6 protein-coding genes are annotated in these 12,787 nt (G+C 43.6%); 5 read left to right on the top strand and 1 reads right to left on the bottom strand.

Going from position 1 to position 12,787, the window contains the following annotated elements; genetic code table 11:
- Positions 1–6: 6 nt before the first annotated feature.
- Positions 7–909, top strand: a complete 903-nt coding sequence (locus AC1DLM_RS13840; protein WP_477570298.1) for a carbohydrate ABC transporter permease — start codon at positions 7–9, stop codon at positions 907–909.
- Entirely contained in the window at positions 906–1,751 is an 846-nt protein-coding gene (locus AC1DLM_RS13835; RefSeq protein WP_477570297.1) for a carbohydrate ABC transporter permease, read from the top strand. The genes AC1DLM_RS13840 and AC1DLM_RS13835 overlap by 4 nt, the downstream gene beginning before the upstream one ends.
- 124 nt (positions 1,752–1,875) lie before the next feature.
- Here AC1DLM_RS13835 and AC1DLM_RS13830 read toward each other — a convergent pair whose 3' ends face one another.
- Entirely contained in the window at positions 1,876–4,077 is a 2,202-nt protein-coding gene (locus AC1DLM_RS13830) for a glycoside hydrolase family 88/105 protein (RefSeq protein ID WP_477570296.1), read from the bottom strand.
- A gap of 331 nt (positions 4,078–4,408) precedes the next feature.
- Between AC1DLM_RS13830 and AC1DLM_RS13825 the strand changes: the two genes are divergently transcribed.
- The 3 genes from AC1DLM_RS13825 (at position 4,409) to AC1DLM_RS13815 (ending at position 12,731) form a co-directional block, all read left to right on the top strand.
- Complete coding sequence (locus AC1DLM_RS13825) at positions 4,409–5,170, top strand: response regulator transcription factor (protein WP_477570295.1); 762 nt, start codon at positions 4,409–4,411, stop codon at positions 5,168–5,170.
- Positions 5,167–6,924, top strand: coding sequence for a sensor histidine kinase (locus AC1DLM_RS13820; RefSeq protein ID WP_477570294.1), 1,758 nt, complete (start codon positions 5,167–5,169; stop codon positions 6,922–6,924). The genes AC1DLM_RS13825 and AC1DLM_RS13820 overlap by 4 nt, the downstream gene beginning before the upstream one ends.
- 383 nt (positions 6,925–7,307) lie before the next feature.
- On the top strand, positions 7,308–12,731 hold the full coding sequence (locus tag AC1DLM_RS13815; protein WP_477570293.1) for an S-layer homology domain-containing protein: 5,424 nt from the start codon (positions 7,308–7,310) through the stop codon (positions 12,729–12,731).
- Positions 12,732–12,787: the final 56 nt, after the last annotated feature.

The following is a 12,787-nucleotide window of genomic DNA, read 5'->3' as shown; positions in this document are numbered from 1 at the left end:
GAAGCAATGAATGTCAGTTTAAGTAAAATAGCGAAGCGAAACGTTGGGCTATTGTATATTATGCCATGGTTGGTAGGGTTTCTCGTCTTTCAGTTATATCCATTCGGGGCCTCACTGATGTATTCGTTCACGAATTACAGTATAACGAATATCCCTAAGTTCGTCGGATTAGACAATTATGTCACGATGTTCACGCAAGATAACAATTTTTATAAATCTCTATCTACTACGCTAGCTTATGTGTTTATTTCCGTCCCGATGAAACTCATATTCGCCCTGATGGTTGCTTTATTGTTAAATGTGAAGATGAAAATGGTAAACCTGTACCGCACTCTCTTTTATCTGCCTTCGATCTTGGGGGGCAGCGTGGCGGTGTCGATTCTATGGCGCTTCCTATTTATGAAAGAGGGCATGGTGAATCGTTTCCTTGATCTGCTTCATCTTCCAGCCATTAATTGGCTGGGCAGTCCTCATGTTGCCTTGTTTACACTAAGTCTGCTATCCGTTTGGCAGTTCGGGTCTTCCATGGTCCTGTTCCTTGCGGGATTGAAGCAAGTGCCTGCAGAACTGTATGAAGCGGGTCGCGTAGATGGTGCGTCCAAATTTCGAATGTTTTTCACGATAACTTTACCCTTGATTACGCCGATCGTATTTTTCAATATCATCATGCAATTGGTGAATGCATTTCAGGATTTTACAGGTGCATTCGTCGTAACGAACGGTGGGCCGATGAATTCAACGTATTTATTCGCGCTTAAGCTCTATGATGAAGGATTCAAATTTTATAAAATGGGTTATGCTTCCGCCTTGTCGTGGGTTCTGTTCCTGCTCATTCTTTTAGTAACGGCAATCATCTTTAAAACGTCGAAGTATTGGACCTACTATGAAGATGGAGGTGGATCCAAATGAGGCTTCACCAAGCTCAGCTTCGAATGGGGTTTACCATTGCGTTCTTAACGATATCGGCGCTAATCATGGTATATCCGCTCATTTGGCTTTTCTTCGCTTCCTTTAAGCCGAATAATGAGATTTTCGGGTCGCTGCAACTGCTGCCTAAGCAATTTGTATGGAACTCGTATACCAATGGCTGGAAAGGAAGCGGCCAATTTACGTTTGGTGTGTTTTTGCTTAACACAATCAAGATGGTTGTGCCCGTCGTTGCTTTCACTGTAATCTCCAGTACGATAGTGGCATATGGCTTTGCCAGATTTCAATTTGCTTTGAAGAATGTGTTCTTCGCCATTATGATTTCGACGCTGATGCTGCCCAACGCGGTAATCATCATTCCTAGATTCATACTGTTCAAAGAGTTCGGATGGTTGAATAGCTATCTGCCATTCACAATGCCGGCCTTGTTCGCTTGTTATCCATTCTTCATTTTTATGATGGTTCAATTCTTTCGCGGATTGCCACGAGAGTTGGATGAGTCAGCTACAATTGATGGCTGCAATTCCTTTGGGATCTTAACGAAAATATTGATGCCTTTGTGTAAACCCGCTATTTTCTCATCAGCAATCTTTCAGTTTATCTGGACATGGAATGATTTCTTCAATTCATTGATCTACATCAATAGTGTCAAAAAGTTTACACTTGCTCTTGGGCTTCGCATGTCGCTGGATGTGAGTTCGGCGGCGAAATGGAACGAAGTCATGGCGATGTCAATGGTTGCCATTATTCCATGCGTTATCATTTTCTTCTTTTCTCAAAAATACTTCGTTGAAGGTATTGCAACAACTGGATTAAAAGGGTAATCCAGCACCTAGATCAGCTGCTTCGAGTAGAAAGCTTACTTGAAGCAGCTGATCTTTTAGCTTAGGTCCATTAAAAAGCTGCTGAACTCACGCAACAGCATTGCGGATTCAACAGCTTGTTCGATTAGTTACCTTGTAACTTCATGTATTCAATCCCACATAGAAGTATAATGCCAATACCATGTGTGTCATTCAGGATCCAATTCAATTCATCTTTGTAGTAAAGTGGCGTAAATGAATAACCTGAGCCTCGGCAAACGCCATACACATTGCCTGATTGATCAATTGCAAGCTTCGTTAAACCTTCCCAAGCACGCTGGACAGCTTCCTTATAGGGAGCAGGTTGATCTAACCAACCGTAGCGGATGCCTCGGCAGAAGGCATAGGTGAACATTGCTGTGCAGGATGTCTCTTCATAAGAAGTGCGATCCGTCAGCACTTGATGCCATAATCCGTTCGTGCCTTGTAGTTTGGCATAACCTGCAGCTAACGTTCGGAAGAAGTCAATGAGCTCATCTCGCAGCTCATGAGACTCAGGTAAGACTGCAAGCAGCTCGGACAAGGAGAAGAGCACCCATCCATTGCCTCTTCCCCAAGGAATGTAAGTCGATGTCTCGTACTTGAAATCGTACACATGAGCCATGATCTTATGCTCAGGGATGAACAAGTATTTTTTAAATAAAAGAAATTGTTTGGCAGCATCGGTAATGTACGTGAGATCACCGGTTAACTGATAATATCTGCATAGAAACGGAGTGCTCATATATAAATCATCGGCCCAGAGGGTGTTCTCTTGATATTCACCGGTACGTTGCCGATAGAAGGCGCCGTCAGATTTACGCTCATGTCCATGTTGAATATAAGCTGCCACGATATGCGCAATTTCTCGCATGGTAGCGTGATCTGCTTCGCGATTCACCTCCAGCATGGCGGAGCCAAATGAACCGCAATCATCCAACATATTGAGTTCAACAAGTTGATGATTAATGGCTGGGCTGCCATAGCGTTCTTTATCCCACAGTGAATAGGTATAGAGATCCGTGCAGGTTTGAATATGATCAACTACATAAGAGACGATATCGCATCTGTTTAGCGCTCTGCCTGCTTGTAAAAGCCCATAGAGTGTTACACCCAGCGGGTAGTTCCATTTGGCATGCAGTTCATTTTCCAAATAGGGACGCACAAAGATGTCTTTATCACCCGTTCGCCAATATTGTGAAGAAGCATGGCTGGATAAGGCTCCAGCAGGGGTTGTGAAAAGCTGATGAAGCGTACGGATGCGCTCAGGTGTTTGTAAGCGTTCACTGAAAGGGCCTAGATATAACCAGCGTGTAGCAGTGCCCTGCACATGTGCAGGAATAAGGAATGGCACAACCTTTCCTGCATGGGAAATCTCCACATCGAAGTGCCATGAGTTCAAGCCACGCATGCATTCAACAAGAAGGTTGTGCCTACCGTTAGGCAGTGATAGCTGGAACGACGTGGAGCTTGAGTCAATCTCTGCTGCAAGTGTGTTATCTACCCAAACCCGCAGCTTACTTGCTGACGCAACATGGAAGTTATGGGGAGTTTCACCGAGGTTGCTAACTTGAAAGGAGCTCCATGCGTATGCAACATTACCAGATTCGCCTTGGAATAGAGTGTGCAGCTCATGAACCCCGTGCTCAGTTAATGTTGTCGAAGGAACAACAGGTAGCCAGCTTACCTGTTCAAGAGTCTGAATGGTTGCTTCATCGGTGTCGAAGCTAGGGAGAGAGCCCTCCTCAGGGAATACGTCAATGGAGACAGGTGTGCTGTATATCCAACCACCCATGCCGCTGCGCCCAGTAAAAGGGGCCAAAAAATGCAATGGAAACCACTTTCCATTCGCAGAGCCAAATTGACAGCCGAAACCAGAAGCGGTTTTAAGCAGCTTTATAAAAAAGGGGTTCCAGCCTTTTCGCAATGAAGCTTGAATTGTTTTCCGTCTCCGAATATTGACATCATCATCCATTGTGGATTTATAGAGTAGGCTGCTGTGTAGATAGATGCGAACAGGGCCGTAGCAGCTTAAGGATAATTCGATGTCACAATCTGCCTCACAATAAATGCCGGCAAATGCGTATCCATAACTTCCTAGGGGAGATTCCGGAAATTTGGCTTGAAGATTAATATCATATCGCCCATCCTCTACCTGCTTAAAACTTTCTTGATGAAAACTTCTGAAAGTAAAACCGTTGCTTGGATTAGAGCCTATATACCTATTGGCAATTGTAGCAATAGTTTGCTCAGGCTTGTGACCCAGTTTAAAGAATATGCTCTCTTCTGGAGCGAAATAAGATGACACGGAGATCAACCCTTCCTAACGTAATCTAATAGAAACTGGACGTTATGTAATCATCGTATCAGTGGCATATTCGAGATGTAACGAATCCAGATTGAGATAAACTATCTTAAAAATAGGGAATTTAATGAGTTGTCGATTAATGATATAAATGCGTCAAATGAAGATAGGAAAGCATGTTTACGACCTTGACGAATATTAAAAAATTACTGTATAGTTTGTGTACTAGAATCGTGCGGAAGAGCTTGAACACCACGCTTGACTAGCCTATTCATCATATTTGGAAGCGATTACATTATTAGCATCAGTAAGAAAATAACGGATGGTGATCAGGATGTATAACCTGCTTATTGCAGATGATGATTATGAAATTCGGAATGGATTGTGCAAATACTTTCCTTGGGATGTTGTCGGCTTTCATGTCGTAGGCAGCGTCGAGAATGGGAAAGAAGCGTTAGAATTCATTAAGCGGCATGAAGTTGATGTGATACTATGTGATATCAAAATGCCGATTATGTCTGGCATCGATTTGGCATCAGAATTAAGCAGTCTTAACTCCAAAGTGAATATTATTTTCTTCAGTGCTTACAAAGATTTTCTATTTGCACAGAAAGCATTAGAAAACGGCGTGCGCAGGTATATTTTGAAGTCAACCAACTATCAGGAACTCATTCAAGCTTTTACCAATATTAAAGAAGAATTAGATCAACAATTACTCTCAAGCACCAAGCAAGGGCAGGACTTTTCTAAGAAGATTATTGGCACAATTAAGGAATATGTAGAAGTGCATTATCGGGATGCTACCCTCGAAGATCTCGCAAGGCTGGTACATATGAATCCAGACTATTTAAGTAAGTTTTTCAAGAAAAATGCAGGCATGCTCTTCTCCGAGTATTTAATGCAGATCAGGATGGAGAATGCTGCTCAATTCTTAGGTGATATCCAATATAAAACGTATGAAATTAGTGACAAAATTGGGTACAGCAACTCGTTTAATTTTACAAGAGCTTTCAAAAATTACTTTGGCATGACACCGCGTGATTTTCGGAATCAGAGGTCCTCAGACATTGAACGTCTGGAGAATTCGTTCGAATGAGGCAAACTTTTTTTATTCGATCCTTGGTTAGACTAATGCTGCCCTTGCTAATTCCACTGCTATTATTGGGCAGTTTTGCCATCTTGATTACACAGAATTACATTAAAAAGGAAATTAACACGAGCAATGGAAAGATGCTGGAGCAGACGAAAAGCACCATTGAATCCATCTTTCAGGTGAGTGATCCGATTTATTTTACGTTAAATTTAAATTCACGTTTGATCTCTAGCCTTAAGCTTATCCTGAGGGGACCAAGCATCCAGCCGACTGATAGTGATAACTATGCCACATTCATGAATTTGTTAAATCCGCCTGCAAACATTAAGCCTGCTGTGCATTCTATCTATATTTATCTATTTAATGAAGGAGGTAAGTTTCTAGCTTCAAATGAAGGGCTAACGTCACTGGATCAATACTATGATACATCTTGGTTTCATGTGCTTTCCCGAATATCTAGTGAAACAAATTTATTTATTGAGAATCGTGACGTTCGTCGGTTCGGTACCCAAGATACGTCATTAGTTACCGTATTCCGTAAATTTAGTTCACCTGGATCAAGCAAACCAGAAGGCTATATCATCATGAACTTGAAAAAAGATGCTATAGCGAGGATGCTCAATGAGCAGCTATATTTCCCGCATCAATCGCTGTTTCTGCTTCAGCAGGACGGTCGTAAGGTTGCCAGTTCCACTGCCGAACAAATCGAAGAAGACGCGATCGCAATTAAAGAAAGCAGCGAGGGTTCGTCCGCCTTTACTATTTCTGCTGCAGATAAGTCTTATATCGTTACAAGTATTCGGTCTGAAATTTATGGAATTACGTATGTCTCAGCAACACCTCAGCGCTACTTCTATCAATTGCCGATAAAACTAGGTTATTTGACCGCTGGATTATTACTGATTTCGTTCATACTTGGCGTCATGCTTGTCTATTATTTGTCCAAACGCAACTACCGGAGCATTATAACGATTATTCGTACGATTGAGAACGGCGAAAGGGGGTTGCCGATACCTGCGTTGCCAGAACGTGTAACCGATGAATACAGCTATATCATGCAGCGTACTGTGAAAAGATTTGTCGAGCAACGCTATTTGCAAGTTCAGTTGTCGGAAAAGAAGTATAAGCTGAAGGCGATGGAAATGATGGCGCTTCAGTCGAATATTAATCCGCACTTCTTGGCGAATACGTTGAGGACTATTTTCTGGAAATCGATGGACCTTACCGGAGGGCATAACGCGGTGAGCGGGATGATCGATCATTTATCTGAGGTTGTCCAGTATTCCATCAGTGATGCGGATAAAACCGTCTCGCTGAAAGAGGAAATATTTCATACCAATCATTACATTCAAATTCTGAATGCACGATACAAGGATAAATTTCAATTTGCATGGGACTATGAAGAAAGCTTGTTGGAAATAAATGTTATGAAAATGCTCTTTCAACCCTTAATTGAGAATGCCATCTACCATGGAATTAAAGAAAGTAACCGATTTGGCTACATTAAAGTAAGAATTAGGTTGATCGGGGAGCTGCTGCACATTGTCATTGTTGACACGGGCATGGGGATGAAAAAAGATCGTCTAGTGCAAGTACGCATGGGGCTGCTTCGCGAGGAATCAGGTGGTCATATCGGGATTTATAACACCTATAAAAGGCTGCAATTAACACATTCTGATTTATTTACATTCGAAATTGATAGTAAGTACGGATGGGGAACGGTGATTCGAATCCAATTGCCTGTTATGGTTCCATAATGTTAATATAAACTTTTAGAACCCGGCACCGTTGGCTTGGTTCCTTTTTTTGTAACGACAACCTCACAATCACACCCAACAATGGATTGAATTCGCATATATTTTACAATTTCTTATTGCCAAGATAACACTTCACAAACACTCAATGGCTAGAATGAGTATAGGACAACTGAACAGGCAAGGGTAGGAGACGCGGAGAAAACCCTTCATGGCAGCAAATGAACGGCTAGTGGAAGCTAGCTGAGGTCATTTGTATGCGTGAAGGGTTTTTTGTGTTCTCCAAAACAGATAGGAGGATTTGAAGACGATCGAAAGTAGGTTCATCTGTTTTTTAACGAGTATATAACATGCATTCATCCATTTTCCAAGAAAGGGTTGATTCTATGAAACGATATAAAAAGGTTTTGAATAGTCTACTAGTCGCTACACTAGTTACTAGCTTAGCACCTATTGGTCTAATGAATGTCCAAGAGGCTCATGCTGCGGAAGAGGTAAGAAATTCTCTCGATGTGAGGAAGACGGTTAATGCACCGGTGATTGATGGGGATTTGGACGAGTCACTTTGGTCAATTAACCAGAGGTTAACGAAACAAACAGGCAATGGAACGTTTAAAGATAGTAAATTCGGAATGCTCTGGGACAATAAGTACCTGTACATTGGGGTTAAGGCAGATGATGAGAGCCTGACGGCAGCAGGATCGKGGAATTGGTTTGAACAGGATAACATTAATTTCTTTCTAGATCCAACGATGCACCAATCTGCGCCTTATGCTGCAGATGATATGCAACTCGGATTTGTGTATCAATCGGATTCTACATCTCCTGAATTTCACTTCGGGGCTGCGACAAATGGACAAAGCAGCAAGGATTCGAATAAGATTTTGCGGGCCATAAAGAAAACCGCAACGGGCTGGTCTTTAGAAACAGCGGTACCATGGGATATGTTGAAGATGGATCCTGTGCTCACGAAGAAGCTGGGCTTGGAAATTGGCGTAACAGACCGCTATGGGGCGGACGCTGCGCAGCAAAGAAATAGCTATTGGAGTGCGTACCAATCGAGCTCATTTTGGAATGACACCTCTGGTTTTGGTGTGATCAACCTCGTGGACAGCAATCCCGTGACAGATCCGGTGAATCCCGTACTGTTGCAGGAAAATTTCGATGCGAATCCGACAGGTACGATTCCTTACGGATGGATTTCTGATGTGAACGCGGGAAGCCCGCCGTTTACAGTTGTGCAGGATACATATGGCAATGGACGAATGACTTTTGATGGAAAGGCTTCGGGTAAGCAGGGTCGAATTGTTGCTCCGGTACAGTGGGATAACTACACGGTTGAAGCGGATGTACGATTCGAAACTGTGCTGGATGCAGGAAGATGGGCAGCATTGATGTTCAGAGTACCTTCTACGGGGAAAGTGCCTTACAATCAAATGGCTATCCGTCAAAATGGTACCTATGAGTTCGCCTATCGCAAAGCGGACAGCAACTGGTATTCACCAACACCGATTTCGGGTTCTTGGAGAGCATTGGCTTTGAACTCTGATTACACAATGAAGGTTCGGGTTTTTGGTAATAACGTCAAGGAATATATGAAAGCAAAGTCAGATCCGACCTACACGATGGTGACAGACACAACGTTGCCAGCGACAGTCATGATGGAGAAAGGGAAAGTAGGGCTGCAAGCGGATCAAAGTAAGGTTTCATTCGATAACCTGAAGGTAACGCGAATAACGGCAGATCGGCTTGACCTCGTTGTACCTAACACGATGGAAGCGTTGAGCGGACCGATAAGCGTGACCGGCAGTGTGTATTACTCGGATGGTATTAGTGAAGCTATTGCAACCAAACCAGTCAAGTACTATTCCTCGGATGAGTCGATCATCAAGGTTTTGAATAATGCGCTATATCCAATTAAGGCGGGTAGAGCAACGGTTAGGGTGATCTATGATACGGCTGAGTATTTGCAAGAAGTAACCGTAACACCGAGTACGGTGCCAGCAAAAGTTAATTCCCTCAAGCACGATGACGGTTACTTTTTGACTACAGTGAGTCAACCGGTACCCTTAAATTCAATCGTATTTAAAGCAAATTTTAGTGATTTTACGTCAGGTACAGTGACAGGCAGCGATTTGACATGGACAACTAGCAGCCCTTCCGTTGTTGTGAACAGTACCAGCCTGAGCGTTCTCCAAAAAGGTGTGTACAGCCTAACTGCTCAAAAAGACGGTGTTTCCATTTCAATACTTGTTGTAGCAAAAGAAGCAACGGATAGTGAGTATGTGCTCTATGAAGAAAATTTTGATCAGCTAACGGAAGGAACGCTTCCCGCGGGCTGGACACGCAAAGAAGGAACGACAGCGAGCAAAGCTGTTGTTAAAGCGGGAGGATTTGAATTGGATGCGGCTGCATCACCAGATAATCCGTCGCGAGTACTTTTGCCAGACTTCCTAGGGGCATTTGGTAATTATAAAATTGAAGCTGATGTGACGCATTTGCAAGCGAACGATAATGCGAGATGGCATTCTATCATGTATCGCATTCAAAACAATGATTATCCGTATTATCAAATGGCGGTCAGAAAAGATGCTAAAGCTGCCAATGGTGTGGAATTTGCTGAAAGAACTACATCGAATGCTTGGAATGTCATGGATACAGGTGCTTTTACGGAAGCCATAGACCCTAACAAACTGTACCATTATACGGTCAAGGCATTTGACAATCGTGTGATGGAGATCATAAACGACAAGGTTGTCGTGGATACGGACAATGCAGGTTTGTATGCAAAAGGAAGAATTGGTTTACAATCCAACGGCAGCAAAATGAGGGTAGACAATATCCGCATTACATTACAACGGGATGCGCTGCCTTTATCCGCGACTCAGAAGTATGTAAGTGTGACGGAGCCTACTACGAAAATTGCGATGGCTTCCACCGTTGTGACGGAGATTGCAACAGCCAACGATTTATCGAAACTGACAGGTACTTCCTTACCTGCTACCGCCATCTTGCATGTCAACAAGGATCTTAAAGTGACTGATGCTAGCAGTCAAACCGTGATTGGGGATTTGGATTCGATCCTAAATACGCTCGGAACTTCAACGATGGCTGCCTTCTATGTCAAGGATGAGCAGACGGTAGATGCCTTGGTGCCGTATTTGAAAGCGAATAGTATTGAGGATGTATTTGTGATATCAAGCAATGGCGATTTGGTTAAAAAGGCCAGACAAGCGTATCCGATCATACGCGGAATCGTGGATTTTACCAGTAAATCGATTGAGAACAACGATCAGCTGCTGGAAATTCGTCAGATCACCAATACAAGCCTCGCACATATTGCGGTGCTTCCACAGCAGGCTGCTACAAGAGAAAATACGAACTATCTGCAAATGAGAACGATCATGGTATGGGCAAAAAATGCTTCGACAGCTAATGGGGATAATCTTGCCTTGCATACGCTGATTACAGCGGGAGTTAACGGGATTGTGACGAGCACGCCAAGTGCGGCTTTCAATGCATTAAGTGTGTACAACAATAACACGACTTTGATACGCAAACCGTATATTATTGGACATCGCGGATTGCCGACGGCTGCGCCAGAGAATACGATTGAGAGTAATATTTTGGCGCTGGATAATGGGGCAGATTTTATTGAAAATGACGTTTATATTTCCAAGGATGGCTACCTCGTCATTCACCATGATGGTGAATTATCAGGAACGACGAATGGCACGGGCAACATTGAGAATTATACATTGGCTGAAATCAAGGCGCTCAATGCCAATAAGCCACATCCGACTGACTTTCCAAATGTGAAAATTCCGACATTGGAAGAACAAATTGACCTCGTTCAGCAACGGGGCAAAATGATCATGAACGAGATTAAGACGTCCACACCATCCGCGATTGATGCTTTCGTTCAGTTGGTCAAGGCTAAAAATGCCGAAGCTGATATCGACAACATGTCGTTCGTTGCTAATCAGATCTCGCGTATGAACAGTTTGATGCCGACGATGCCTTCAGGCTTGTTATCAAGTTTGTCCGGCGGGAACAACGTGAAAGGAATGCTGCGTACGGTACTTAGCTCCATACAGCCTTTGAATGCTACGTTCAATAATGGTTACGGCGGTATCTCGCAAAACTTTATGGAGGCTGCTAAGCATCGTGGCATCTTGATTTCACCTTGGACACTCAATGATCGTACAGCGTTTAATCGATTCTTCATAAATGGAGCTTGGGGCTTAACGACCGACTATGCCAACTGGGCTGCAAATATGGCGGCAGCGATTAAACCTGAGAAATCGGAGTTTACGCTGGAGAAGAATGAAACGATTCCGATTCAAGCCAGCGTGACAACTTACAAAGGGGATACAACAAGTATCGCACCTGAGATTGTTATGTTGGATGGGCAAAATTCTTTTGAAGTAAACGGCAATGAGGTTACAGCGAATGGTAAGGGTTCAGGTATAGCGCATGCGTTGTTAAGATACGCCTACACGATGAATGATGGCAATAAGTATGACTTGTACACACAGCCAATCACGCTGAATGGACCAAGTGAGCCAAGTGAGCCAAGTGAGCCAAGTGAGCCAAGTGTACCAGATGACAGTGAGCAAAATGGTGGCAGCGTAGGTGGAGGTACGGAAATTAAGGATCCTGCGTTCAAAGTGACAGATGCGTTGATCCAAGCGGCCATTCAACAATCGGGAACGGACAAAAAGCTGATTGTTACCGTGCCATTGAATGAGAAGAAGGATCAAGCTGTTGCCACTCTGGCACCAGCTGCTATTCAAGCCGTGTTGTCGGCTGCAAGCAATCATACCGTAATCATTCAAACTGAACTTGGATCCTATGAGCTGAATCTGTCAGCTGTAAATTTGCAAGCTTGGGCAGAGAAGCTCGGAACATCACAAGATAAGCTAAACTTGACCATTCAAATTAAATTGAATGAAAAGGCTGCTGCAGAGGCAATTGCAACTGGGAAAGATGTCAAGAAAGCCATCGACTTTACGCTTACAGTGGGAACTGAAGAAGGCAAGAGCGAAGAAATATCCAACTTCCATCAGTTTATTGCTAGATCCATCAAGCTGGATGCTGTAACGGATATTAAGGCATTGGCTGCTGTGCGTGTAGAACAAGATGCGAAAGGCAATACCGTGTATCATCCAGTTCCATTCTCGATTCAAGGTAATGCTGTTCTCATCTACAKCCGCACGAACAGCACGTATCTACTGATGGCAAACCCAGTGACTTTCAGCGATTTAGAGCATCATTGGTCGAAACAGACCGTGGAATCAATGGCAAATAAAATGATTGTTCAGGGTGTAGGGGCATCGAGCTTTGCACCTGATCGCCAAGTAACACGTGCAGAGTTTGCCGCTTTACTGGTGAGATCGTTTGGCTTATCTTCCTCACAATCGTCTGCTACAAGCTTTAAGGATGTTAAAGCTGCGGATTGGTTTGCGACGGCAGTTAGCCTTGCGGCAGATGCTGGACTCGTAAGTGGTTATGAAGACCACACATTCCGACCAGATGCACCGATCTCCCGCCAAGAAATGGCGGTCATGATTGACCGAGCACTGCAATTCGCAGGCTTTAACGCAGAATTGAAATCAACCAGCACGGTCACGTTCAGTGACGCAGCGAATATCGCCGAGTGGGCCAAGGATGCGATCCGAGCAGCGTCTGCATTGAAGATTATTAACGGCAGGGATGGCAATGTCTTTTCTCCACTAAGTACCGGTACTCGTGCAGAAAGCGCAGTGATGCTAAGCCGCATGCTGCAAGCTCTAAACTTTTCTAACTAATGGCATGGTTGGCATTCCCTCTAAGAAAGGAATAGCGGAGGGGATGTTAATCCTGA

Source organism: Paenibacillus sp. 01T442 (assembly GCF_056398345.1).
Note: the sequence above shows the minus strand (reverse complement) of the source record. Positions and strands in the feature narration are given on the sequence as shown.